This window comes from Pseudescherichia sp., from assembly GCF_031998825.1.
In the GTDB taxonomy this organism is placed as follows: domain Bacteria; phylum Pseudomonadota; class Gammaproteobacteria; order Enterobacterales; family Enterobacteriaceae; genus Pseudescherichia.
In genome coordinates, this window is record NZ_DAMACX010000018.1 from 1 (window position 1) to 25935 (window position 25935).

The following is a 25935-nucleotide window of genomic DNA, read 5'->3' on the forward strand; positions in this document are numbered from 1 at the left end:
ACGACGAGCTTTGATCACTGCTTTCTGTCTTCCCATGGATAGCACCTTGAGTTGTAGGTTTACATCACACGTGCCGCTACCGGCACGATTATGCGCACGAACGTCTGAGGTTTGGCTTCCTTGTAAGCCATGACTTGCTGATGAAAAGACGCGGCAAACCCACCCACTGTGTCGTTGGCCACGTCGGTAAATTCAGTTGTTTTGCTGAGGGAAGAGGAGATTCTGGCGGTGAGACGATCGCTATCGGTGGCGTACTGCCCGCACCGAACATGGCGGATTGAGTGTTCTGATTGTCCTGAGCCGGACCTTACCATTCGCGATCTCCATAGTGAATCGTTCACTGCCGGGAACTACCGCTGTTGATATAAGTAAAACAAAAATTTTCATAAAAGCAACATTATATTTACCAAAATATAACGAGCCTGACCTCTTACCTGGAGTCAGTTTCTGACATTAATATTACAAAAATATAACAGGATTACGCTCATAGAAAAAAATGATAGTTCTCCCCTGCCCCGCAGGACAGAGGAGAGCAGGCTACGCCTCCAGCAGCGGCTGAGCCAGATAGCGTTGCGTATCTTTCACGCCGGGCAGCGCAAAGAAGTAACCTCCGCCGATCGGCTTGATATACTCCTCCAGCGCTTCGCCGTTGAGCCGCTTCTGCACCGTCAGGAAGCCCTTCTCCAGATCGTGCTGGTAGCAGACAAACAGCAGGCCCATATCCAGCTGGCCGGCGTTGGTGACCCCCAGCGAGTAACTGTAGCCCCGACGCATCATCAGATTGACCTCGGTCTCTGGCGTACGCGGGTTGGCAAGACGGATATGGCTGTCGAGGGCGATAACGTTGCCGTCAGGATCAGACGTGTAGTCCGGCACGTCGTGTTCATGTTTCATGCCCAGCGGGGCGCCGCTCTGCTTGTCCCGACCAAAAATGGTCTGCTGCTCCTTGAGCGGCGTGCGATCCCAGAACTCAACGCGGAACTGAATAATGCGTACCGCCTGATAGCTGCCACCCACCGTCCAGGCTGGCTCCTGCTGGTCAGGCGTAACCCATACCACGCTCTGCATCAGAGCGCCATTCTGACTGTCCGGGTTGCCGGTACCGTCTTTGAAGCCCAGCAGGTTGATCGGCGTCTCTTTCCCTTTACTGCGTGCCGCGTGGTCAGAGATGAACCCCTCCCGCTTCCAGCGGATGCTGAGCAGATCCGGGGTGTATTTAATGATATCGCGCAGGGCGTGGATCACCGTATCCCCGGTGTTAGCACAGATTTGCAGCAGCAGATCGCCATGGCACAGGGTCGCATCCAGCGAATCGTTGGGGAAGCGCGTCATCTTCTCCAGCTTCGCAGGGCGCTGCGGGCCTAAGCCAAAGCGATCGTCAAACAACGATACCCCCAGCGAGACCGTGATGGTCAGGTTATCCGGGGCAATAAAGCCGCCGAGAATACCGGAGTCCATGGGCGGCATACGCGGGTTAGGCGTATCGGGCGCGGGGCCACCGGTGGTTAAAAACGCAATCCGCTGGGTCAGCAGGCGAAACAGCCGCTCCAGCTCCGATTTGTCGCTGGCCAGCACATCGAAAGCCACCAGCATCATCGAAGCCTGCTGCGGCGTCAGGATACCCGCCTGATGGTTGCCATAGAATGGCTGGGTCTCCATCCGCGCATCCGGCGACAGGGTGCCGGGAGCGCTTTTAGGCTTTGCCGCATGGGCTACCGGACAGCCACCCGCCAGCGCCAGGGCGCCACCCAGCGCGCCCATGCCCTTCAGTAAACGGCGGCGTGAAGGCTCGCTCACGCCGTGCTCATCATGCTCTGTCATGCTTAATCCAGTCCGAGTACACCGCGAAGCTGGGCCAGATCTTCCGCCAGGGTGGTGATCGGTCCTTTCAGCGCCGTGCGATCGGCGTCGGTCAGTTTGTCATAGGTTTCGAAGCCATCTTTAGTGCGGTATTTCGCGAGAATGGTATCCACTTTCTTGAAGTTAGCGTCCACCTTCGCCAGCAGCTCGGCGTTGCCTTTCTGCAGCTGCGGGCGTAGCAGGTCGACAATTTTCTGCGCACCGTCGACGTTAGCCTGGAAGTCCCAGAGATCGGTGTGGCTGTAGCGATCCTCTTCGCCGCTAATCTTGCTGGCCGCAACCTCTTCAATCAGCCCAGCCGCGCCACCGACCACTTTTGACGGCGGGAAGGCCAGCTCGCTAACGCGTTTTTGCAACTCAAGCACGTCGCTATTCAGCTGGTCAGCATACTGCTCCATGCCTTTAGCGGAATTATCGCCAAACAGCGCTTTTTCGAGGCGGTGGAAGCCGGTGAATTTCGGATCGGCAGCCTTCTGCTCGTAGTCATCCTCGCGGGCATCGATGCTGCCGTCGAGGTCAGAGAAAAGCTCGGCGATCGGCTCAATGCGCTCGTAGTGCTGACGCGTCGGGGCATACAGCGATTTCGCTTTCTCAACATCGCCCGCCTTCACCGCGTCGGTAAAGGCTTTGGTCTTCGCCACCAGACCGTTCATCTCCTGAGTCACGTAAGCTTTATACTCGGTAATCGCAGCGCCGAGGCTCAGCAGTGCGTCACCTCTGGCCGCATCCGCCGTGGCGGCACCTTTAACAATCAGCTTGCCCTTCGGGTTGGTCAGCAGGCCGCAGGTCATCTCATATTCGCCCGGCTGCAGGTTGGCGGTTAGCTTCTGGCTAAAGCCAGGAGCAATGTTTTCCCGCTCCTCAACCACCATGACGCCCTTGAGGATCTCCCACTCCAGCGCTTTCTGGCTGTGGTTGAGAATAATAAACTGCGTTTTCCCGGCGTTAACCGTGAGGTTCATCGGCTCACACTGTTTATCGGTTACCGTGACCTTTACCTGAGGAACATCGGCCGCCTGAGCGCTGAACGCGCAGGCGAGCAGCGCGGCAATACCAACCTGTAAAGCACTACGACGAAAATGCGTTGCCATAACCTTTCCCTTAAAAAGTATGTTGTAACTACTATTGTCACTATTAATAAACATCAGGAGGCACCGGGAGACATCTGTGCCCCCGGGCGCGGCGGCAGCATAAACAGCAACAGCGCCGGAATAAGGTAGGCAAACCAGACCACGACTTCACTGACGCTGGGCGCTTCCTGGTAGCCAAAAATGCCCTCCAGCAGGGTGCCGAACAGCGTGTGGGTGCTCAGGGTATTGCTGAGATCGAAGGCCACCTGCTGGAAGTGATTCCAGAGGCCCGCTTCATGGAAAGCGCGGATCGCCCCGGCGGCCAGTCCGGCGGCCACCAGCAGAATGAATAGGCTGGTCCATTTGAAAAACGCAGCCATATTGAGGCGAATGCCGCCCCAGTAGATAAGGAAGCCAATCACCACGGCTGTCGCCAGGCCGGTGAGTGCGCCCACCGGCGGCCAGATCCCCACATCCTGTTGAAACGCCGCCAGCAGGAAGAAGACTGACTCCAGCCCTTCGCGGGCTACCGCAAAGAAGACCATCATAATCAGCGCCCAGCCATGATGATTGCCCTGCTTCAGGGCGTTATCTACCGCCTGCTCAAGCTGGACCTTAACGTTGCGCGATACTTTGCGCATCCAGAAGACCATCCACGTCAGGATCACCACGGCAATCACCGCCACGATGCCTTCAAACAGCTCCTGCTCTTTTTGCGGAAACTCACCGGTGGTTTCGTTGATGATGACACCCAGCGCAAGGCAGAGCGCGGCGGCGAGAAAAACGCCGATCCACATCATGCCAATCCAGCGGCCGCGTTGGGTACGCTTCAGGTAGCTGGCGATGAGGCTAACGATCAGCGCCGCTTCGAGTCCTTCACGTAACATAATGAGAAATGGCACAAACATGCGGTAAACCTTTGAATGTTAAGCAGCGTCAAATGATGCAAAGAAAAGTAAATTTCAATGATAGTGATTATCATTACGCCAGAGATAAACACAAGTAATTTCTGTGCGGAAGTTTCTCAGAATGTTACGCAAGACAAGATGCGCGCGGGAAGGTAAATCGAAGGTTGAATAATTGTGAATAAGAAGTGAGAAAACGCACCGGAGAGCGGCTCCGGTGCGTGAACAACGGTTAGTTTGCTACACGTGGTTCCGGCTTGGTGTGGTAGTGCGCGTCCGCCTCGGCAAAGCGCGTCTGCATGCTTGTCGACGGCGCTTTATCCAGCAGGCTGAAGAGCACGATACCGATGCTGCCGAAGATAAAGCCAGGAATGATCTCGTACAGGCCCAGCAGTTCGAAGTGCTTCCAGACGATAACGGTCACCGCACCGATGATCATCCCCGCCAGCGCGCCGTTACGGGTCATGCGTGACCACAGTACCGAGAAGAGCACCACCGGACCAAAGGCTGCGCCGAAACCAGCCCAGGCGTAGCTTACCAGGCCCAGCACGCGGTTTTCTGGGTTGGCAGCAAGAGCGATAGCCACCAGCGCGACCACCAGCACCATAATGCGCCCGACCCACACCAGCTCGTTCTGGCTTGCGCCTTTACGCAGGAAGGCCTTGTAGAGATCTTCCGTGATAGCGCTGGAGCAGACCAGCAGCTGGCAGCTCAGGGTGGACATTACCGCCGCCAGAATGGCAGAGAGCAGCACGCCCGCCACCCACGGGTTAAACAGCACCTGCGTTAATTCAATAAATACACGCTCGGCGTTCTGGTTTACGCCTCCCGCCAGGGTCGGGTTGTTGCTGTAGTAGGCAATTCCGAAGAAGCCTACGGCTACCGCACCGGCCAGGCAGAGGATCATCCAGGCCATACTAATGCGCCGGGCGTGAACGATGGTGTGGTGGGAGTCCGCCGCCATAAAGCGCGCCAGAATGTGCGGCTGGCCAAAGTAGCCCAGCCCCCAGCCCAGCAGCGAGACGATAGCCACAAAGTTCAGCCCTTTAAGCATGTCGAGGTTTTCAATGCTCTTCTGCTGGATCACCACCAGCGAGTCGTCAAAGCCGCCCACGGAGACCATCACCATTACCGGGGTGAGGATCAGGGCGAAGATCATCAGGCTGGCCTGCACGGTATCGGTCCAGCTTACTGCCAGGAAGCCGCCCACGAAGGTGTAGATAATGGTTGCTGCCGCCCCGGCCCACAGTGCCGTTTCGTAGCTCATGCCGAAGGTGCTCTCAAACAGACGCGCCCCCGCAACGATGCCGGATGCACAGTAGATGGTGAAGAACAGCAGAATAACCAGCGCGGAGATGATGCGCAGCACGCGGCTACGATCTTCAAAGCGGCTGGTAAAGTAGTCCGGCAGCGTCAGGGCGTTGTTGTTTGCCTCGGTATGCACACGCAGACGGCCCGCCACCAGTTTCCAGTTGATCCATGCCCCCAGCGTCAGGCCGATAGCGATCCAACTCTCGGAGATGCCAGAGATGAAAATTGCCCCCGGCAGGCCCATCAGCAGCCAGCCGCTCATGTCAGAGGCACCCGCAGAGAGCGCGGTGACCAGCGGGCCTAAGCTACGTCCGCCAAGAATGTAGTCATCAAAGTTTTTTGTCGATCGCCAGGCGACAAAACCAATTAAAATCATGCCAAAGATGTAAACAAGAAACGTCACCAGCATCGGGGTGCTCATTGCCATTCAAAAGTCTCCAGATCTTATCGTCAGCAAACGTCATGTTTGCTGCGTTGACCTTTTCCGGAACGGGGAAAAGGTATCGTTGTTGCGTTGGGCGACCGTATCCTGCCGGAAGCTATTCCTAACCACAATCGATTTAACATGGCATTCACATGAATTACATCCCCGTTACGATACCATTTTCTAATAGGTTGCACTCGCTCACGCTTTACAAGGTAACACCGTGCAAAAGTGTTAAGCGCCGCATGGTTTCTGGTTTCCAGGGGTGCTAGCGCAACTTTTTAACGTCCGATCATCGTTTACAATCCATTCATTTTTCAGCTTGTTGGCCGTGTCACAATTAACACGGTTGCACAAAGTTGCAACATGGTGGATATTTCTCGCTAACGACACAGAGTGACGATAATAACGAGGAGTAGATGCATGGGTAGCACCACGATGGGGGTTAAGCTTGATGACGCCACGCGTGACCGTATTAAGCAGGCGGCGACGCAGATCGATCGCACGCCGCACTGGCTGATTAAGCAGGCCATCTTTAACTATCTTGAGCGCGTCGAGAGCGGTGACGCGCTGCCGGAGCTACCGGGCCAGAATAACGGCGTAGAGAGCGAACACGCCGACAACAGCGTACTGAAAGATGAACCGCATCAGCCGTTCCTGGAATTTGCCGAGCAGATCCTGCCCCAGTCCGTGAGCCGCGCGGCCATCACCGCCGCCTGGCGACGCGCGGAAACTGACGCCGTGCCGATGCTGCTGGAGCAGGCGCGCCTGCCGGAGCCGGTTGCCGATCGCGCACAGAAACTGGCCTACCGCCTCGCAGAGAAGCTGCGTAATCAAAAAACCGCTACCGGCCGTGCCGGAATGGTGCAGAGCCTGCTGCAGGAGTTCTCCCTCTCCTCGCAGGAGGGCGTGGCCCTGATGTGCCTGGCCGAAGCGCTGCTGCGTATTCCAGACAAGGCCACCCGTGATGCGCTGATCCGTGACAAAATCAGCAACGGCAACTGGCAGTCGCATATCGGCCGCAGCCCCTCGCTGTTTGTTAACGCCGCGACCTGGGGCCTGCTGTTTACCGGTCGTCTGGTCTCTACCCATAACGAAGCCAGCCTTTCGCGCTCGCTGAATCGCATTATCGGTAAGAGCGGCGAGCCGCTGATCCGCAAAGGCGTGGACATGGCGATGCGCCTGATGGGCGAGCAGTTTGTTACCGGGGAAACCATCGCCGAAGCGCTGGCCAACGCCCGCAAGCTGGAGGAGAAAGGGTTCCGCTACTCCTACGATATGCTGGGCGAGGCGGCGCTGACCGCCACCGATGCGCAGGCCTATATGGTCTCCTATCAGCAGGCAATCCACGCCATCGGCAAAGCCTCCAACGGCCGCGGCATCTATGAAGGTCCGGGGATCTCCATCAAGCTGTCGGCCCTGCATCCGCGCTACAGCCGGGCGCAGTATGACCGGGTGATGAGCGAACTCTATCCGCGCCTGAAGTCATTAACCCTGCTGGCGCGCCAGTACGATATCGGGATCAACATCGACGCCGAGGAGGCGGATCGCCTGGAGATTTCCCTCGATCTGCTGGAGAAACTCTGCTTCGATCCGGATCTGGCGGGCTGGAACGGCATCGGCTTCGTGATCCAGGCCTACATGAAGCGCTGCCCGTTTGTTATCGACTACCTGACCGATCTCGCCTCCCGCAGCCGTCGCCGCCTGATGATCCGTCTGGTGAAAGGCGCCTACTGGGATAGCGAAATCAAACGCGCTCAGGTTGAGGGGCTGGAGGGGTATCCTGTCTATACCCGCAAGGTTTACACCGACGTCTCCTATATCGCCTGTGCGAAAAAGCTGCTCAGCGTACCGAACCTGATCTACCCGCAGTTTGCGACCCACAACGCCCACACCCTGGCCGCTATCTATCAGCTTGCCGGGGAAAACTACTATCCGGGCCAGTATGAGTTCCAGTGCCTGCATGGCATGGGCGAGCCGCTCTACGAGCAGGTGGTAGGCAATATTGCCGACGGCAAGCTGAACCGCCCCTGCCGTATCTACGCCCCGGTTGGCACCCATGAAACGCTGCTGGCCTACCTGGTCCGCCGCCTGCTGGAGAATGGCGCGAATACCTCCTTTGTTAACCGCATCGCCGACACCACCCTGCCTCTCGACGAGCTGGTGGCCGACCCGGTGACCGCCGTTGAAAAACTGGCGGCCCAGGAGGGGCAGATTGGTCTGCCGCATCCGAAGATCCCCCTGCCGGTGGATCTCTATGGCGAAGGCCGGATTAACGCCGCCGGGCTGGATCTGGCGAATGAACACCGGCTGGCGTCCCTCTCCTCTGCCCTGCTCAACAGTGCCCTGCACAGCTGGCAGGCTGCGCCGCTGCTGGAGCAGCCGGTTGAAGAGGGCGAGATGACTGCCGTTATCAACCCGGCAGAGCCGAAGGATATTGTCGGCTACGCCCGGGAAGCCACCTCCGCCGAAGTTGAGCAGGCGCTGGAGAGCGCGGTGAACAACGGACCAATCTGGTTTGCCACGCCGCCCGAGGAGCGTGCCGCCATCCTGGAGCGTGCTGCCATGCTGATGGAAGATCAGACCCAGCAGCTGATCGGTATTCTGGTGCGTGAGGCGGGTAAAACCTTCAGCAACGCCATCGCCGAGGTGCGTGAAGCGGTGGACTTCCTCCGCTACTACGCGGGCCAGGTGCGGGACGATTTTGACAACGAGACGCACCGCCCCCTGGGTCCGGTAGTCTGTATCAGCCCGTGGAACTTCCCGCTGGCGATCTTTACCGGCCAGGTTGCCGCTGCCCTCGCGGCGGGTAACAGCGTGCTGGCGAAACCGGCAGAGCAGACGCCGCTGATTGCCGCTCAGAGCGTGGCCCTGCTGCGGGAAGCAGGCGTCCCTGCCGGGGTCGTTCAGCTCCTGCCGGGCCGGGGTGAGACCGTCGGCGCGCAGCTGACCGCCGACAACCGCGTGCGCGGGGTGATGTTCACCGGCTCGACCGAGGTCGCCTCCCTGCTGCAGCGCAGCATTGCGCCGCGCCTCGATGCGCAGGGCCGACCGACGCCGCTAATCGCCGAAACCGGCGGTATGAATGCGATGATCGTTGACTCCTCGGCGCTGACCGAGCAGGTGGTGGTCGATGTGATGGCCTCGGCGTTTGACAGTGCGGGTCAGCGCTGCTCGGCGCTGCGCCTGCTCTGCTTGCAGGAGGATATTGCCGATCACACCCTGAAAATGCTGCGCGGCGCGATGGCGGAGAGCCGGATGGGTAACCCTGGCCGTCTCTCGACCGATATCGGTCCGGTGATCGACGCCGAGGCGAAAAACGCCATCGAGCGCCATATCCAGGCGATGCGGGCGAAAGGCCATGCCGTGTTCCAGGCGGTGCGGGAAAACAGCGAAGATGCAAAAGAGTGGCAGACCGGCACCTTCGTTGCACCGACGCTGATCGAGCTGGACAGCATCGACGAGCTGAAAAAAGAGGTGTTCGGTCCGGTGCTGCACGTGGTGCGCTACAGCCGCAGCCAGCTGGATGACACCATCCGCCAGATCAACGCTTCCGGCTATGGCCTGACGCTCGGGGTGCATACCCGTATCGACGAGACCATCGCTCAGGTCACCGGCAACGCTTACGTTGGCAACCTCTATGTCAACCGCAACATGGTCGGCGCGGTCGTTGGCGTCCAGCCGTTTGGCGGTGAGGGACTCTCCGGTACCGGTCCTAAAGCGGGCGGTCCGCTCTATCTCTACCGCCTGCTGGCAAGCCGACCGCAAAATGCGCTGGGCGTTACCCTGGCACGGCATGATGCAGAGCGGCCGGTGGATGCCCGCCTGCGTAGCGTGCTGGCCCAGCCGCTGGAGGCTCTGAGTGCCTGGGCGACCAGCCGCCCTGAGCTGGTGGAACTCTGCCAGCAGTTTGGCGAGCAGGCGCAGAGCGGCACCCAGCGTCTGCTGCCCGGCCCTACCGGCGAGCGCAACACCTGGACTCTGCTGCCACGGGATAGCGTGCTGTGCATGGCTGACAACGAGCAGGATGCGCTCGTGCAGCTGGCAGCGGTGCTGGCGGTGGGCAGCAAGGTGCTGTGGCCGGAGGATGGGCTGCATCGCGATCTGATGAAACAGCTGCCGCAGGCGGTTGCGGAGCGTATCGCCTTCGCCAAGCCGGCGTCGCTGCTGAGCCAGCCGTTTGACGCGGTGATCTACCACGGCGACTCTGACCAGCTGCGGACGATCTGCGAGCAGGTGGCCGCGCGTGACGGAGCGATTATCTCAGTGCAGGGCTTCGCCCGGGGTGAAACAACGATCGTACTTGAGCGTCTCTATCTGGAACGTTCTCTGAGCGTCAACACCGCCGCGGCCGGAGGCAACGCCAGCCTGATGACAATCGGTTAATCGTGTAAACTCCCCGGTAGCGTTACGCTTATCGGGGCTACAATGTAACCGTAGGCCGGATAAGCGCAGCGCATCCGGCTTTTTTTATGGGGGGGAAAATGAAACGTCTATTTATGGCAGGCGCGGCTTTACTGCTGAGCACCGGCGCGCTGGCGGACGAGTGTGACAATGCCAGCACCCAGTCCGATCTGAACAGCTGTACCGCACAGCAGTATCAGGCAGCGGATAAAAAACTCAATGAGACCTACCAGGCCGCGATACAGCGGGCCGCAGCACCGCAGCGCGAGCTGTTGCAGAAGGCGCAGCAGACGTGGATTAGCCTGCGCGACGCCGACTGCGCGCTGATCGCCTCCGGCACCGAGGGCGGAAGCGTACAGCCGATGATCCATAACCAGTGCCTGCACGATAAAACTGCGGAGCGAGAAGCCTTTCTGGCCTCGCTGATGCAGTGCGAAGAGGGCGATCTTAGCTGTCCGCTTCCGCCGGCCAACTGACCGCGCCATCCTACTCTTCGGTTAATGACGCCGTCGCCGACGGCGCTTTTTTTCTACTGAGCTTTAGCTCGCTGACCAGCACGCCCAGCACAATCAGCACGCCGCCAAACAGCGCCAACAGCGGCAGGCGTTCACCCGCCAGACGACCAAAAATGCCCGCCCAGACCGGCTCACCGGTGTAGATCACCGTTGCTCGGGTAGGCGATACGCTGCGCTGCGCCCAGTTCATGGTGACCTGAATAATGGCGCTGAAAATGCCCAGACCGGCGGCTACCAGCAGCAGCGTGGGGGAGAATGGCGGCACGGACTCTCCGGCCGGACCCGCAGCAGCAAACGCCACCACCGACGCGGTAGCCAGCTGGATCACGGTCACCCGGCGGATATCCACCCTACCCGCCCAGGCGCTAATAAGGATAATTTCAGCGGCAATGGCCACTGCGCTAACCAGAGTGATCCACTCCCCTTCTCCCATTGCCAGCAGGTTGCCATCTGGCCCCGCCAGTAAAACCAGTCCGGCAAAGGCCAGCGCAATCCCCACGCAGGACATCAGACCCGGCAGTCTGCCGAGGCAAAGCCACTGCAATAGCGGCACCAGAGGCACATACATTGCCGTAATAAAGGCAGACTTGCTGCTGGAGATGGTCTGGAGTCCCCAGGTTTGCAGGCCGTAACCAAAAGCAATGGAGACACCGATAGCCACGCCCGCCTTGATCTCAAGCCAGGTAATGCCGCGCAGTACCTTAAGGGATAGCAACGCCACCGCGATAGCCGCTGTGGCAAAGCGCAGGCCGACAAAAAAGAGCGGACCGCTCAGGCTCACCGCGTACTGAACGGCCAGAAACGTGCCGCCCCAGAACATGGTGATGAGGATCAGGAGTGCCTCTTGTGGCTTAACGGAGAATTTATAGCGAGAGAAAAAAGGGATCATTTTACCACCGGCCCAGGACGAAGCCCCGTAGTGTGCGATGGCAGAAGAGTCAGTTCAACGGCTTAGCAGAAAAAAGGCATAAAAAAACCGTCGGGCGAACCCGACGGCGGGACAAACGTAAGATGGGTCATAGAATTAACTTATCTTACGCTGCGATGGTACTGGCATCTAGCGGTTACCGCCACCGCCCTGGCCGCCACCACCATGGCTACTTTTGCCCCCTTTTTTGCCAGCTTCTGATGCGCGCTCAGGGTCGTTTTTGAAGTTACCCCCGCTGTGCTGGCCACCTTTACGACCTGCTTCTGATGCTTTTTCACGATCTTCTGCGAAGTTACCAGAACCACCACGATGTTCTGCCATTTCTGACCTCCAGAATTAATACATTAGACATCATACTGCATTCAGTAAAAGAGAATTCTTTCACCTCACGGCGTATAAAGAGTAGATATTTCGTCGCCGCGTGAAAGTAAGCTTAGTGCAACCAGCGTTAACGGCCAGCGGACAGTAATATTCTGCAACAGGATATCAGGCAAAAGCATGACATTCGCCGTTTCTGATTCATAAGCCTTTCTTATCGCTTACGAAATCAGGCTGACCAAAAGTGTGTCAATTTACTACTGACTGTAACCCCGCTTGCGTCGGCGGGCTCAACGCCCGCCGCTCACGTCTCACTGTAGAGTTTAGTGCTTGTTTTTCAATACCTTAATGGTATATCTGCCGTCCGCTTTTCGATACGCGCCGTGGATATCTGTCTCAAATCCAGGATAGTGTGAGCCGATCTCGCATAGCATCTGAATAAACTCCAGCACCGGGCGGTTATTCTCGGTCAGCATTTCGCCCGGCATCACCAGCGGCACGCCCGGTGGATACGGCAGGATCATGTTAGCGTTAACGCGGCCAATCATCTCATCGATGTAGACCTCTTCGACGTCACCGTTCAGCTCTTTCTGCCAGGCGGCCCACGGATTCATAACCATTTTCGGCAGGGTCTCAAAAGCGCGGTACATCAGCTCAGGCAGATTATGCTTGCCAATCACCTCATGCATTCCCTGCGCCAGCTCCTGAATACGCATCTCCTTATAGAACTCAGGATCGAGAGCATACAGGGCGGGCATCATCTCCTTAATACGCTGGTTACTGTCGTACTCGCGCTTGAAGTCTGTCAGCGCGCGCAGCAGGCTCAGCGCCTTGGTTTCGTCAATGCCGATGCTGAACAGGAAGAGCAGATTGTAAGGGCCAGTCTTCTCGACCACGATGCCGTGATAATCGAGGTATTTCGAGACGATCCAGGCTGGAATACCGCGCACCGTCATTTCGCCCTGCTTATTCATCCCCGGCGTCAACAGCGTTACCTTCACCGGATCCAGATGCATGTGGTTGTCATCTATGTTTCTGAAACCGTGCCAGGTATCCTCGCCTTTCAGCGGCCAGCACGCGGTGGTACTGATATCTTCCGGTTGCCAGACGTCAAAGAACCAGCCCTCGCATTGGGTGCGGAGCTTTTTGATCTCCTGGCGGAATGAGATGGCGCGATCGATAGCGTTCTGTACCAGCCGTTTTCCGGCGCTGCCCTCCATCATCGCCGCCGCGGTCTCAATGGAGGCGACGATACCGTAGTGAGGCGATGTGGAGGTGTGCATCATAAAGGATTCGTTAAAGGTCTCCTCGTTGAAATCGCCCTTAATATGGATCATGGACGCCTGGGAAAAGGCCGCCAGCAGCTTATGGGTTGACTGCGTTTCATAGATCACCTTGCCCTCTGTGCGCTCGCCGCTCATGCCGCACAGCCCTTTATAGATAGGGTTAAAGTTGGTATAGGGCACCCAGGCGGAGTCAAAGTGGATCGAGTTCACCTCAAGGTTCTGCTTGATATAATCGGTGTCATAGAGCAGACCATCGTAGGTTGAGTTGGTAATAACTGCATGCACCGGCCAGCTGGCGCCTGGCGTCGCGTCAACTTTCTGCTGAATGGACACCCGGGAAAACTCGCTCTGCGGAATGCCGCCCAGAATGCCGAAGGCGTTACGGGTAGGACGCAGGTAGATGGGCGTGACGTCGCTCATCATCAGCAGATGGGTCAGGGACTTATGGCAGTTACGATCGATCAGCACCGTACTTTTCACCGGCGCTGAATACATGCCGACGATTTTGTTGGCCGTCGAGGTGCCGTTAGTCACCATGTAGCTACGCTCGGCGTTAAAGGTGCGGGCGATATACTCTTCTGCCTCTCTGTGTGGGCCAGAGTGATCCAGCAGCGACCCCAGCTCCGTTACCGATACTGAAATATCTGACTTCATGGTATTGGCACCAAAGAAGTCATAAAAGAGGCTGCCAACCGGGCTTTTCTGAAACGCGGTTCCTGACATATGGCCTGGCGTACAGAAGGTATATTTCCCGGCGTTAACATAGTTAAAGAGCGCCTTTGTCAGCGGCGGCAGAATTTTATCGTAGTAGGCCTCCGTGACCTGCTGGATTTTATTAGCAATGTCGCAGGCAACGTCGAGTGCATACTCAAAAAAATGAATAGTGGCATCTAAGTCACGCAGGGTAAGATCGAGCGCACTGTTTTTATTAGCAAACATATACATCGGTAGACGATCGTTGAGCGCAGCGATCTGCTGGGTCAGACTCAGGTTATAGCTATCCCAGTCAATAACCACGCCACAGATTTTGGCGTTATTGTTAATGAGCCCCAGCAGATCTTCAACATCCTCTGGATAGAGAATACGAAAATCCATGGCACTTAAGCGCTGGCCCAGCTCCTGCAGTGCGGTCTCTTTAAAAATAACGCCAGGATGATTCATTATTGCTATGGTTTTCATTTTAATATCCTTATTTATTTATCAGAGTGTGTTTATCTTGCTTATCAATAAAAATTCCCCAGAATGACCAGCCTGCAAACGTGGTGAGCGCCCCGAGCATCATCGCCTCTTCTCCGGATGCGTAGAGGGCATAGAAGCTGTAGACGGTGCCGATCAGGGCAGTACAGGCATTGATTCTGAACTGGGATTTGGTGACCCCCGCGAGGCGCTGCATGGGAATAAGCGCCGCCATTGAGAGGACGTAGGGAATAAGGTTGGTAATGACCGCCAGATTAACCAGGCTGTTAAACTGTTTATTAAGGGATGGGCTAATGGTCATTAACGCCAGCAGCGTCTGGATAATGCCGAGAATGATCATGCCGACCACGGGCGCATCGGCTTTCGTGACGCGGGAGAATATGCGCGGGAAATAGCCGATATCCGCTGACGACTTAAAGACGCGGCCCACGGTAAACTGCCACCCCAGCAGGGAGCCGATACAGGCCAGCGTCATCAGCAGCATGATCACTTTACCCACAAAGGGGGTAAACATGCTGGCATAGGCCAGGCCAAACGGCGCGGTAGAGTTAAGCAGGTCAGCATTCGGAACAATGCCGGAGATGACGTTTGTCGACAGGATATAGATCACGGCGCAGGCCAGCGTGCCGCCAAAAACAGCAATAGGGACGTTCTTTTGCGGATTCTCTACCGCGTCCATATTGGCGCAGGCTGACTCCAGGCCTAAAAATGCCCATAGCGTCATTGAAATGGAGGTCGAGACCGCTGAGAAGAAGCTGCTGTTGTTAGGATTCCATGCGCTGATATAGAGCGAAGGCTTAAACCAGAACCAGCCAAACACGCTCAGGCCGACAACCGGAATAATCACGCCCCAGACGGTGACGGAGCCGATACGCCCGGTGATTTTTGCCCCGCCGAAATTACAGAGGGTAGTTACCCAAATAACGCCGATGGTGGCCAGGCAAGCGCCTACTGGAGAGAGGACGACGCCAAAAAAATCGCTGCCGTAGCCTACCGCGGAAATAGCGATGGCGATATTGGCAATTAACAGGCTAATCGCGTAGGTATAGTTGGAAATAAAGTTTCCGGATTTACCAAACGCATATTCTGCATAGCCGCCCATGCCGCCGCTCTTTTGGCTAAACAGACCGCATTTAGAGAAAGCGTAGGCCAGCGCCAGCGATCCTAACGCCGTGACTAACCACGACAGAATTGATATTGTACCGACCTCAGCTAATTTGGTCGGCAGCATAATAATCCCTGAGCCCATCATATTAACCGCAGTTAATACGGTGAGCTGGAGCACACCCATTTTATTCCCAGGCTGACTCATAATGCCCTCTTACAGATATAAAAATAGATTGCCAGTAATCGTTAATTACTGCCCTGTTGAAAATAATTTTGTTTACTTCGCTGTATTATTTATGGCACGGCGGAGCTTACTATTTCGCCAGCACGTGTTTCTCTCAGTGCGTATCCTTCTGTTTTGCGTAACGGCTGGGCCAGATCTGCGCAGGCTCTACGCCAATGGCATCGGCAATAATGCGTTCTGCTTTTGGGTAGGCGCGTGAGAGCACGTTTTTTAAGGTGTCCGGTTTGAGACCGGCCTGAATTGACAGTTCGCGTATTGAGTAGCCGCGCTTGTGAAGCGCGGCGACAATGTCGATGCGACACCAGTCATTCTGCGTGGCTTCAACTTTACTCATAATTCATCTAACCTCTTTTTCAACCCTATGGGATAATCCCGAACGTTAATCACCAGGTGATAACGTGGTAGTATCATTGATCTCTTTTGAGATGAATAAAAGCGTTATCTGAAGAATTTGTGATTTTAAACTCGTTTTATGGTCTCTATGAAGATCAGACTACATACACCGTTGCGGATGGGCTAACAATGGAAGGCGAAGAGACAATTTCATACCGTACAGCTGAGCAGGAGACGCTGGCGGACAGGCTAAGGCTACTGATTGGTAACCGCAGCACCCGTGCCGCCGCTGAAGAGTGGCAGCTTCCCTACTCCACGCTCAATAACTACATCAGCCGGGGAACCGATCCCTCTTTCAACGTTGCAATAAAGATTGCCGAACGGGAGAACGTCTCTCTGGAGTGGTTGGCCTACGGCGGCGCCAACCGCAAGCCACGCGAGTTGAATGAGGCGGAGGCAAAGTGGCACGTTGCGTCCAGGCCGGTGGACGATCCCCTGCAGTTCGCCTGGTCAATGGTCTATTCGTCGCTGGATGACAGCGAGCGTGAAGCGCTGCTGCGCGTTATTCACAAAGAGGGCGTGCAGGGGATCATGAGTCATGCCGAACTCTTAGGACCCCTGGCGCGGCATATCGCTTCGCTCTCTACCAGCGAGAAAGCCCGCTTTACCCAGGAAGCCATGGCGATTATTGAGACGATCAAGCGCAACGCGTAGCGAGGGCTTATTAACGGTTTCGGTAACCCCAATTAAGATCACCCTGATCTCATTTTAGATAAAAGCGCTTGCTTTTGCTCGCCCTCCGGACGTAGATTGTTGTGAAAACAGCGATACACAAGGAGTGGCTATGAGCGAAGAGAGAGCAGTGTTTGAGCAAGAGTTAACGGGTGAACGGGAAGTACGCCGCGAAAAACTGGCGCAGCTACGTGAAGAGGGCATTGCCTTCCCAAATGATTTTCGCCGCAACAGTACCGCAGATGCGCTTTGTGAGCGCTATGCGGGTTGTGATGCCGCGACGCTACAGGGCGATAACGTTCAGGTCGCCATAGCCGGTCGTGTGATGTCGCGCCGGATCATGGGCAAAGCCGCCTTTCTTGTTCTACAGGACTGCGGCGGAAAAATTCAGGTCTATGCCGCCCAATCCTCACTGGGTGAGGCGTCCTACCAGCAGCACATAAAACGCTGCGATCTTGGCGATATCGTCGGCGTGGAGGGTACGCTGTTTAAAACCCAGACCGGCGAGCTTACGCTTCATGCCAGCCGGATCGCACCGCTAACCAAAGCCCTGCGGCCGCTTCCCGATAAGTTCCATGGCTTAGCGGATCGAGAGATGCGTTACCGGCAGCGCTATCTGGACCTGATCGTCAACGACAGCGCGCGCCATACCTTTATCACTCGCTCAAAAATTCTCAGCGCCATTCGCGCGTTCATGCAGGCACGCAGCTTCATAGAGGTGGAGACGCCCATGATGCAGGCCATTCCCGGCGGCGCGTCGGCGAGACCTTTTATGACCCACCATAATGCTCTCGATCAGCAGATGTATCTGCGTATCTCCCCTGAGCTCTATCTAAAAAGGCTGGTGGTCGGCGGCTTCGAGAAGGTATTCGAGATTAACCGCAATTTTCGCAACGAGGGAATTTCAGTTCGCCATAACCCTGAATTCACCATGATGGAGATGTACGAGGCCTATGCCGACTACAACGACCTGATTACCTTTACCGAAGCGCTCTTCCGCCACGTAGCGGAGACGGTATTGGGAACCACTACCGTAACGTACGGCGACTGGACGTTTGATTTCGCCCAGCCCTTTACCCGCCTGACCATGACCGAGGCGATCCTGCGCTACGGTGACGGTATTATCCCTGCGGATCTGGCGACGCTGGATGCGGCGCGGCGTCTCGCCAACCGCCTGGGTATCGTGATTGAAGCAGGCTGGGGACACGGCCGCGTTATCACGGAACTCTTTGATGCGGTTGCTGAAAAGCAGCTGATCCAGCCTACGTTTATCACCGAATACCCGGCCGAGGTCTCCCCGCTGGCGCGCAGAAACGACGCTAACCCGGACATCACCGATCGTTTTGAGTTTTTCATTGGCGGTAGAGAGATTGGCAACGGCTTCTCCGAGCTTAACGATGCTGAGGATCAGGCCGAGCGCTTTAGAGAGCAGGTTATTGCCAAAGAGGCTGGGGATGACGAAGCGATGTTTTATGATGAGGACTATGTGACGGCGCTTGAGTATGGTTTACCTCCCACCGCTGGGTTAGGTATTGGCATCGATCGCATGGTGATGCTGTTTACTAATGCCGCCTCTATTCGCGATGTGATCCTTTTTCCGGCGCTGCGTCCAATAAAACCGTAGCCATTTTTCAGCAAATACGCTTAACAGGAGGATTGAATTGTGCAGCATTATAATTCATTACAACGTCAATACCGGTTGCCTGTGTACGCTTAATGAAAAGGGGGAGTTTACGCTCGCGACCACCCTAAGCGGTTGCAAAGTATTATCCGGCGATCTCCTTAGCAGTAATATGGAGTGCTACGGTCAGACGACGGTGTTTAATTTATCGGCAAATATCTCTCTGGATATTGATATTAAATATCGAACCCGCTCCGAAGCACATGCAGTAAATTTGTTACAGAAAATGACGCAATAAAGCGTCTTTCCTCCCTATTCAGGGATTAGCGCGCAGCTTTTGCGGCTAATCCCTTTGCAAAATAAGCGCGATCCGATTTGCACTCTCAGCCTGACGGCATATCTTTAACTATACCGTAATAAACTACACTGTAAGGGCAACCGAGGAGTGAAAAGATGGCAAAAGTTTTGGTTCTCTATTATTCCATGTACGGGCACATTGAGACCCTGGCACAAGCCGTAGCAGAAGGCGCGGGCAAGGTAGAGGGCGTGGAGGTGGTGGTTAAGCGCGTACCAGAGACCATGCCGCAGGAGCTATTCGAAAAATCGGGCGGTAAGGCGCAGGCAGCTCCAGTCGCTACTCCGCAGGAGCTGGCTGATTACGACGCCATTATTGTGGGAACCCCAACGCGGTTCGGCAACATGTCCGGGCAGATGCGTACCTTCTTTGATCAGACCGGTGGCCTGTGGGCATCCGGCGCGCTCTACGGCAAAGTTGCCAGCGTATTCAGCTCTACCGGTACCGGTGGCGGCCAGGAGCACACAATTACCTCAACATGGACTACGCTTGCACATCATGGAATGGTAATTGTGCCGATCGGCTATGGCACAAAAGAGCTGTTCGATATCTCTGAGGTTCGCGGCGGCACGCCCTACGGCGCGACGACCATTGCGGGTGGCGACGGTTCTCGTCAACCCAGCGAGGAAGAGCTGACCATTGCCCGCTATCAGGGCGAGTACGTGGCCGGCCTGACCGTTAAGTTAAAAGGTTAACCCTAACAGGAGAAGTAAGATGCCAAATCAGGAAGCAAAAGCTCATCACGTCGGCGAATGGGCAAGTATCCGTAATACTTCGCCAGAAATTGCCGAAGCCATTTTTGAAGTTGCCAACTACGACGAGAAGCTGGCAGAGCAGATTTGGGAAGAGGGAAATGACGAAGTGCTGATTCGTGCCTTCAAGAAAACCGATGCCGATTCGCTGTTCTGGGGCGAACAAACCATTGAGCGTAAAAACGTTTAACTCCCCTCGCCTCCCCCGCCTGCGCGGGGGAGCGATAACCTTCTACCACCCTAACGCCGCTCTGATTTCACCCCGATAGAGCGTAGCAATCTGTTCTGGCACCTGCTGAATATAGCTTTTTGCGTGTTCACGCACCTCTCCCGTTAGCCCCTGTAAGTAAGCGATAGCCGCTTCAACCGTTGGTGTTTTACCCTCAATGGAATCTATTCGCGCTGGCAGCGCCGTCCAGATAAGGGCATCGATGCCGCGCTGACGCGCCCAGTCGGCAAGCACGCCCGTTGTCTGGGGAGTAATATGTAGCGATCCTACCCCATCCACCCGCTCCTCCGGGATCCCCTCTCGCTTGCGCAGCGCCTGACACGCCTCGCTGAGAGAGGAGGTAACAAGCGTTTCCCAGAGCACCGGGACAGGTTTTGCGTTTAGGCAGATGGCGGTAGCCAACTCTCCACCGTCACTGACGCGTGTAAACTCAATGGGTAGCGTCGGGCCGTCATGGTGCCACTCGCCCGCCACGGGTAGCTCGCCCGATTTCCAGACCAGCGATCCCCAGCCCAAACACACTATTTTCATCAGCCTTGCTCCTGTAGATGCGTCATATCAACACTAAAGCTTTAACTATGAACGTGATAAAGCGCAACCCGGAGACGATGTATTTTGCTTTACCTTGGCTGGCAAGCCTTCTATAGTAACGCCTGTATATATAACCAGGCTTCGAGGGTGGGTGTGTGTTTGTTGAATTAGTGTATGACAAGCGAAACGTGGCTGGGCTGCCGGGTGCACGTGAAATTATCCTGGACGAGCTGACGCGTCGGGTTCACCGCATCTTCCCGGACGCCGAGGTGCGGGTCAAACCGATGCAGGCCAACGGGCTAAACAGCGACGCCAGCAAAAGCGACAGAGAGAAACTGAACCGCATGCTGGAAGAGATGTTTGAAGAGGCCGACATGTGGCTGGTCGCAGAATAAAACCGCTTCGGCGGTTTTATTTCTATTGGTTAAGCGAGGCTTTCAACGCCTCAATAAACAGGCTGACCCGCTGCGGTAAATAGCGGGTCGTTGGCAGTAACGCCCACACTGAAAGCATCTGCGGCTGAGCATCCCTGAGGGCTATTTCAACCAGTGTCCCGTCAGCAATCTCCTTCATGACATCCCAGCGGGTGAGTTGGGCGAGTCCCATTCCCTGTACACATAGCTCCCTGACCCCCTCCACATTATTTGAACTGAAGCGGCCTTCAACGCTGATGCTCGTGTTTTGCCCGTCCGCCTCAAACGTCCACTGCGGCACGCTGGTTAAGCGCAGGCAGGGGTGATCGCCTAGCTGCCGAAGCATTTCAGGACGTCCGTGGCGTTGAAGATAGGCTGGAGAGGCGCAGAGGATCCGCGGGTTATCAGTAATTTTGCGCGCAATCAGCGTTGAATCGCGCAGCGGCGCAATGCGTATCGCCACGTCAATACCGCCACCGACAATGTCCACGACGTCTTCATTAAGCTGAAGATCGACATTGAGGTGTGGATTAGCCGCTAACAGTTCAGGGATCAGCGGCAGAATGTTTCGCCGCCCAAATCCAGAGGGAGCCGTAACCCGTAATAGCCCAATGGCACCCGCTGTTTTGCCGGAGAACAGCGACTTTGCCCCCTCCTCCGCCTCGACAAGCGCCCTGGCGTAGGGCAGAAACTCTGTTCCCTCTTCGGTCAATGATACCGAACGCGTGGTGCGTTGCAGAAGACGAACGCCCAGATCTTGTTCAAGCCCAGCCAATCGCCTTGAGACAGCCATAGGGGACATGTCGAGCCGCCGCGCGGCTTTCGCCAGGCTGCGGGTTTCGCAAATGGTAAGAAAGAGCGAGACATCCTGCAGATGCATAAGACCCCTTTTTATAACGAATAATGTTATACCGACGTATCAATTCAGCCAGTTTATGCCAGAAGAGAGAGCGATTATATTGATTTTTTGATTTAATACTCATCAGGAGTTTTAGCATGAAAGCATCAACGCTGTTTACTTCATACCCTCTCGGCAAGCTGTCCTTGCGTAACAGGCTGGTTGTGGCCCCGATGACCCGCGTCACGGCGTCTGTGGATGGCATCGCCAGCGAACGTATGAAAGCCTACTACGAAGATTTTGCGCGAGGGGGATTCGCTCTTGTCATTACCGAGGGCATCTATATCGATACCGCCTGGTCACAGACCTACGCCTACCAGGCCGGATTAACCAGCACCAGGCAGTCTGCCGCCTGGAGAGAGATTGTCGAGGCTGTCCATGGTCAAGGAGGCCGCATTTTTGCCCAGATCCAACACGCTGGCGCGCTCTCGCAGGGTAACTATTTTCAGGAGGGTACCGTTGGACCCTCGGCGATCCGTCCCGTAGGTAAACAGATGTCATTTTACCGGGGTGAAGGTGAGTACCCTGTTCCGCGTGAGCTGGAGGAGGCGGAGATCCTCGGCATTATTGCCAGCTTTGCCGACGCCGCGGCACGTGCGGTTGAGGAAGCCGGTTTTGATGGCGTGGAGATCCACGGAGCGAACGGTTATTTGCTTGATCAATTCTTTACCGACTACACCAACCTGCGTACCGACAGATGGGGCGGGGAGATCGCCGGACGGCTTACCCTAAGCCTGGAGACGATCAAAGCAGTCAGAGCGCGCGTAGGTCAGCATGTTCCCGTGGGGATCCGAATCTCCCAGGGCAAGGTCAATGACTTCTTTCATAAGTGGGCTAACGGTGAAGAGGATGCACAGACGGTATTTACGCTACTCGCCAGTGCAGGTCTGGACTATCTGCATCTGACCGAGTACGAAGCGTGGCAGCCTGCCTTTGCGGGTAATCCACTCTCCCTTGTGGCTCTTGCACGGAAGTACGCCCCCGAGCTGACGATTATGGCTAACGGCAGCCTGCACGATGAAGCTAAGGCGACGGAGGTCATGAACAGCGGGGCTAACTTTATTGCTCTTGGACGCGGGGCGCTGGCTAACCATGACTGGCCATTGCGCATTGCGCAGGGCAAACCGCTTCAGCCGTTCGATAGCGCTATCCTCGGCCCCATCGCTGATATTAAAGCGTGCGAACTACCGTAGCGATCACGTCGCTCGCTTTCCAGACACAGGCCGGGCAGCGGACGAATACGCCCGGTCATCGTCCCTGTCTCTGATAACTCCCCCTCCCCTCATAGATCGTGATCCTTTTCTCCTTTTAAGAAATTACCTGCGCAAACCGTAGACAGTTTAACAACTCGGCTTTATCGTTAACATGAATAATAAATCATTATTGAATAAATATTCAATGTGGAGAAAACGATGAACGCTACCTTTGTAAAATCCGTACTGCTCGCTTCCATGATTGCCGCTTCCGGTTCGCTGTTTGCAGCGGATAATGGACTGATCGCTATTATTACCCCTTCACACGACAACCCTTTCTTTAAAGCGGAGGCTGATGGCGCGGCGGCGAAAGCCAAAGAGCTGGGTTACACCACCCTCGTCGCCTCGCATGACGACGATGTGAACAAGCAGAACCAGCTGATTGAGACCGCTATCGCTCGTAAGGCGAAAGCGATTATTCTCGATAACGCCGGGGCCGATGCCACCGTCGGGCCGCTGGAGAAAGCCAAGGCCGCGGGCGTTCCGGCCTTCCTGATCGATCGCGAAATTAACAAAACCGGCATCGCCGTGGCGCAGATCGTTTCCAACAACTACCAGGGCGCACAGCTGGGCGCAGAGAAGTTCGCCAAGCTGCTGGACGGTAAAGGCAAGTACGTCGAGCTGCTGGGGCGCCAGTCGGACACCAATGCCAGCGTTCGCTCCCAGGGTTACCATGACATTCTGGACGACTATCCGGACATGAAGATGGTGGCGCAGCAGACCGCTAACTGGAGCCAGACCGAAGCGTTTAACCGTATGGAAGCCATTCTGCAGACCAATCCAGACATTGTTGGCGTCATCTCCGGCAACGATACCATGGCGCTGGGGGCCGAGGCCGCGCTGAAGGCTGCCGGTAAGACGAATGTTATCGTCGTCGGCTTTGACGGCAGCGACTACACCCGCGACTCCATTATTAACAAAGGCAACATTAAAGCCACCGTACTGCAGCCAGGCTGGGAGCAGGCGCAGATGGCCGTTGTCCAGGCGGACTACTTCCTGAAAAACGGTAAAGCACAGAAAGATGAAAAGCAGCTGATGGATTGCGTCCTGATCGATGAGTCAAACGCTAAAAAACTCAACATGTTTAAACTCGGCGAGTAAGGCGGAGGCGCTATGGGCTTAAAACAATGGGGTGTCGCGCTGATAGGGTGCACCACCCTGTTGCTGACGGCCTGCACGGTGGTGGATCTGGATGAAAACGGCAAGCCAATCATGCCTGCCGATCCAAATGCGAAACAGAGTTTCGACAATCTGACCCCGCAGCAGATCGCGCAACAGACCTGGCAGTCCCGCGTTATGGATGCCGCTAATCAACACGCGCTGGACGCCAGCGCGTTTACCAGCCAGCTGAAAGCCACTACCGGCGCACCGAAGAGCGTTTTTGTTCGTCTGACCAGCCCGGTCACCGCGGTTGACGTGAGTAACGCGCGTGAGCAGAAGCTGACGTTCACCGTCGACAACCAGCCGCTGACCATCCAGCTCGGGCCGGTGATGCGCGGCAACGCCATTCGCGATGCTACCGGCTTTAAGTTTGAAGATTTTACTAATCAGGTGCAGTTCGCCCAGCTCTCCCGCGCCTATAACCGCGAAGCCGCGAAGCAACTGCCGAAAATCGATGCTAGCTGGAACGGTAAACCTGCCACCGTGCTGTTTGCCGTGACGTTGGCCAATGGCAAAGCCCAGGACGCCGCCGCGCTGGATGTGAAACAGGAGGCACAGTAATGAGCGTTACCCCTGTGGATGACATTATCCTGCGCACGCGTGGGATCTCGATGCTCTTTCCCGGCACCGTGGCGCTGGATAACGTCGACTATAACGTCTGGCGCGGCAAGGTGAACGTCATCATTGGCGAAAACGGGGCTGGCAAATCGACGCTGATGAAGATCCTCGCTGGCGTGCAGCAACCCAGCCTCGGCGAGATCCTGCTTAACGGCAAACCGGTGCATTTTTCGAGCACCCGCACAGCAGCAGCGCACGGGATCGGCATGGTGCACCAGGAGCTGAACCTGTTTGAAAACCTCAACGTGGCCGAGAATATTTTTCTGGGCCGCGAGCTACAAAAAGGCGTCGCGCCTATCAATGAAACCGAGCAGGAGCGCCGCGCCGCCGAGCTGCTGCAACGCCTCGACCAGCCCATCTCGCCCAAAGATCTGGTGGGTAACCTGAAGGTAGGCCAGCAGCAGCTGGTAGAGATCGCCAAGGCGCTGGCGGAGGATGCCGACATTCTGATCCTCGACGAACCCACCTCGGCGCTGAGTAAAACCGAAGTGGAGATCCTGTTTCGCGTGATCCGCGAGCTAACCCGCCAGGGGGTCTCCATTATCTATATCTCGCATCGCCTGGAAGAGCTGATGGCCATCGGCGATGTCATCACCATCCTGCGTGACGGCAAGTTCCAGGCGGAAGCAAAGGTCAAAGATATCGACGTGCCGTGGATCGTCCGCGAGATGCTTGGCAGCGATCCGGTTAGCACCTTTCTTGAACCGGGCCGCACCTTTGGCCCGCCGCTGCTGGAGGCGGAGCACATTACCTGCGTTAACGCCGCAGGAAACACGGTGGTTAACGACGTCAGCTTTAAGGTACATGCCGGAGAGATCGTCGGTATTTACGGCCTGATGGGGGCCGGGCGCACCGAACTGTTCGAATGCCTGCTGGGCACCGAGCGCAACTACTTCGGCAAGCTGTGGCTGGACAGCAAGCCGGTACCCCAGCGGCTGGCAACCGCCGACCGCATCCGGATGGGGATGAGCCTGGTACCGGAAGACCGTAAGCGGACCGGGATCTTCCCCATCTCTTCGGTGGCGAGCAACCTGACCATCGCCAGCCTCTGGCGACGCCTCCAGCGCGGGCTGACCATTGCCAGTAAAGAGGAGGATGCCGTCGTGGCGGGCACCATTGGCGACCTGTCGATCAAGGTCTCCTCGCCGGAGGTAGAGATCCAGGCCCTGAGCGGTGGCAACCAGCAGAAGGTGGTGATTGGCCGCTCGCTGCTCACCAATCCGAAGGTGCTGTTTCTCGACGAGCCGACGCGAGGCATTGACGTTGGTGCCAAGGCGGACGTGTTCCGCATGATGGTGCAGCTCTCTCAGCAGGGCATCGCGGTGGTCTTCTCCACCTCGGATTTAAAAGAGATCATGGCGGTTTCCGACCGTATTCTGGTGATGTCCGGGGGCAAACTCACCGCCGACATCGTTCGCGATCGGGCCGAAGAATCAGCGCTGGTCACAGCAAGTGCTCAGGGGTTTTAAA

The 25935-nt window shown here is 56.3% G+C and carries 23 protein-coding genes; 12 read left to right on the forward strand and 11 right to left on the reverse strand.

The window, feature by feature from the left end; genetic code table 11:
* Window positions 1–140 precede the first annotated feature (140 nt).
* A complete protein-coding gene (locus RTP97_RS10230) occupies window positions 141–281 on the forward strand; it encodes a hypothetical protein (RefSeq protein WP_312413239.1) in 141 nt (46 codons plus the stop codon).
* A 256-nt stretch (window positions 282–537) separates the two neighbouring features.
* Here the strand turns inward: RTP97_RS10230 and efeB are convergent, their stop codons facing one another.
* The 4 genes from efeB to putP form a co-directional block, all read right to left on the reverse strand.
* Window positions 538–1821: an iron uptake transporter deferrochelatase/peroxidase subunit gene (gene efeB / locus RTP97_RS10235; RefSeq protein WP_312413240.1), complete on the reverse strand. Its 1284-nt coding sequence runs from the start codon at window positions 1819–1821 to the stop codon at window positions 538–540.
* A gap of 2 nt (window positions 1822–1823) precedes the next feature.
* Entirely contained in the window at window positions 1824–2951 is a 1128-nt protein-coding gene (gene efeO, locus RTP97_RS10240; RefSeq protein WP_312413242.1) for an iron uptake system protein EfeO, read from the reverse strand.
* 53 nt (window positions 2952–3004) lie between these two features.
* Window positions 3005–3838, reverse strand: a complete 834-nt coding sequence (gene efeU / locus RTP97_RS10245) for an iron uptake transporter permease EfeU (protein ID WP_312413244.1) — start codon at window positions 3836–3838, stop codon at window positions 3005–3007.
* A gap of 229 nt (window positions 3839–4067) precedes the next feature.
* Window positions 4068–5573 (reverse strand): sodium/proline symporter PutP, encoded by a 1506-nt coding sequence (gene putP / locus RTP97_RS10250; RefSeq protein ID WP_312413246.1) that lies wholly within the window; start codon window positions 5571–5573, stop codon window positions 4068–4070.
* 420 nt (window positions 5574–5993) lie between these two features.
* On the opposite strand from putP, the gene putA reads away from it, so the two are divergent.
* Window positions 5994–9956, forward strand: coding sequence for a trifunctional transcriptional regulator/proline dehydrogenase/L-glutamate gamma-semialdehyde dehydrogenase (gene putA / locus RTP97_RS10255; RefSeq protein WP_312413249.1), 3963 nt, complete (start codon window positions 5994–5996; stop codon window positions 9954–9956).
* A gap of 98 nt (window positions 9957–10054) precedes the next feature.
* The gene (locus RTP97_RS10260) at window positions 10055–10450 is read left to right on the forward strand and encodes a lysozyme inhibitor LprI family protein (protein WP_312413252.1); all 396 of its coding nucleotides are present in this window, start codon (window positions 10055–10057) and stop codon (window positions 10448–10450) included.
* Window positions 10451–10460: 10 nt separating this feature from the next.
* Here RTP97_RS10260 and RTP97_RS10265 read toward each other — a convergent pair whose 3' ends face one another.
* From RTP97_RS10265 to RTP97_RS10285, 5 genes are all read right to left on the reverse strand, one after another.
* The gene (locus RTP97_RS10265; RefSeq protein WP_312413254.1) at window positions 10461–11378 is read right to left on the reverse strand and encodes a DMT family transporter; all 918 of its coding nucleotides are present in this window, start codon (window positions 11376–11378) and stop codon (window positions 10461–10463) included.
* A gap of 168 nt (window positions 11379–11546) precedes the next feature.
* The gene (locus RTP97_RS10270) at window positions 11547–11738 is read right to left on the reverse strand and encodes a general stress protein (RefSeq protein ID WP_042392600.1); all 192 of its coding nucleotides are present in this window, start codon (window positions 11736–11738) and stop codon (window positions 11547–11549) included.
* 320 nt (window positions 11739–12058) lie between these two features.
* Window positions 12059–14200, reverse strand: coding sequence for a lysine decarboxylase (cadA, locus tag RTP97_RS10275; protein WP_312413257.1), 2142 nt, complete (start codon window positions 14198–14200; stop codon window positions 12059–12061).
* Between the two features lie 10 nt (window positions 14201–14210).
* Window positions 14211–15530 (reverse strand): putrescine-ornithine antiporter, encoded by a 1320-nt coding sequence (gene potE, locus RTP97_RS10280; RefSeq protein WP_312413259.1) that lies wholly within the window; start codon window positions 15528–15530, stop codon window positions 14211–14213.
* Window positions 15531–15663: 133 nt separating this feature from the next.
* Window positions 15664–15903, reverse strand: a complete 240-nt coding sequence (locus RTP97_RS10285) for a helix-turn-helix domain-containing protein (protein WP_312413261.1) — start codon at window positions 15901–15903, stop codon at window positions 15664–15666.
* Window positions 15904–16022: 119 nt separating this feature from the next.
* Here RTP97_RS10285 and RTP97_RS10290 point away from each other — a divergent pair, with 119 nt between their 5' ends.
* The 4 genes from RTP97_RS10290 (at window position 16023) to RTP97_RS10305 (ending at window position 19552) form a co-directional block, all read left to right on the forward strand.
* Entirely contained in the window at window positions 16023–16616 is a 594-nt protein-coding gene (locus RTP97_RS10290) for a helix-turn-helix domain-containing protein (protein WP_312413263.1), read from the forward strand.
* 130 nt (window positions 16617–16746) lie between these two features.
* On the forward strand, window positions 16747–18258 hold the full coding sequence (gene lysS / locus RTP97_RS10295; protein ID WP_312413266.1) for a lysine--tRNA ligase: 1512 nt from the start codon (window positions 16747–16749) through the stop codon (window positions 18256–18258).
* A gap of 450 nt (window positions 18259–18708) precedes the next feature.
* Window positions 18709–19305, forward strand: coding sequence for an NAD(P)H:quinone oxidoreductase (gene wrbA, locus RTP97_RS10300; RefSeq protein WP_312413269.1), 597 nt, complete (start codon window positions 18709–18711; stop codon window positions 19303–19305).
* Between the two features lie 19 nt (window positions 19306–19324).
* Complete coding sequence (locus tag RTP97_RS10305; RefSeq protein ID WP_042392585.1) at window positions 19325–19552, forward strand: YccJ family protein; 228 nt, start codon at window positions 19325–19327, stop codon at window positions 19550–19552.
* 42 nt (window positions 19553–19594) lie between these two features.
* Here RTP97_RS10305 and RTP97_RS10310 read toward each other — a convergent pair whose 3' ends face one another.
* Window positions 19595–20122: a hypothetical protein gene (locus tag RTP97_RS10310; RefSeq protein WP_312413272.1), complete on the reverse strand. Its 528-nt coding sequence runs from the start codon at window positions 20120–20122 to the stop codon at window positions 19595–19597.
* Between the two features lie 155 nt (window positions 20123–20277).
* Between RTP97_RS10310 and RTP97_RS10315 the strand changes: the two genes are divergently transcribed.
* The gene (locus RTP97_RS10315) at window positions 20278–20517 is read left to right on the forward strand and encodes a DinI family protein (protein ID WP_103819550.1); all 240 of its coding nucleotides are present in this window, start codon (window positions 20278–20280) and stop codon (window positions 20515–20517) included.
* A gap of 22 nt (window positions 20518–20539) precedes the next feature.
* Here the strand turns inward: RTP97_RS10315 and RTP97_RS10320 are convergent, their stop codons facing one another.
* Window positions 20540–21415: a LysR family transcriptional regulator gene (locus tag RTP97_RS10320; protein WP_312413274.1), complete on the reverse strand. Its 876-nt coding sequence runs from the start codon at window positions 21413–21415 to the stop codon at window positions 20540–20542.
* Between the two features lie 116 nt (window positions 21416–21531).
* Between RTP97_RS10320 and RTP97_RS10325 the strand changes: the two genes are divergently transcribed.
* From RTP97_RS10325 to RTP97_RS10340, 4 genes are all read left to right on the forward strand, one after another.
* Window positions 21532–22626: an NADH:flavin oxidoreductase gene (locus RTP97_RS10325; RefSeq protein ID WP_312413276.1), complete on the forward strand. Its 1095-nt coding sequence runs from the start codon at window positions 21532–21534 to the stop codon at window positions 22624–22626.
* A 219-nt stretch (window positions 22627–22845) separates the two neighbouring features.
* Window positions 22846–23787, forward strand: coding sequence for a D-ribose ABC transporter substrate-binding protein (locus tag RTP97_RS10330; protein ID WP_312210603.1), 942 nt, complete (start codon window positions 22846–22848; stop codon window positions 23785–23787).
* 12 nt (window positions 23788–23799) lie between these two features.
* On the forward strand, window positions 23800–24408 hold the full coding sequence (locus tag RTP97_RS10335; RefSeq protein WP_312413278.1) for a DUF2291 family protein: 609 nt from the start codon (window positions 23800–23802) through the stop codon (window positions 24406–24408).
* Complete coding sequence (locus RTP97_RS10340; RefSeq protein ID WP_312413279.1) at window positions 24408–25934, forward strand: sugar ABC transporter ATP-binding protein; 1527 nt, start codon at window positions 24408–24410, stop codon at window positions 25932–25934. The genes RTP97_RS10335 and RTP97_RS10340 overlap by 1 nt, the downstream gene beginning before the upstream one ends.
* Window position 25935: the final 1 nt, after the last annotated feature.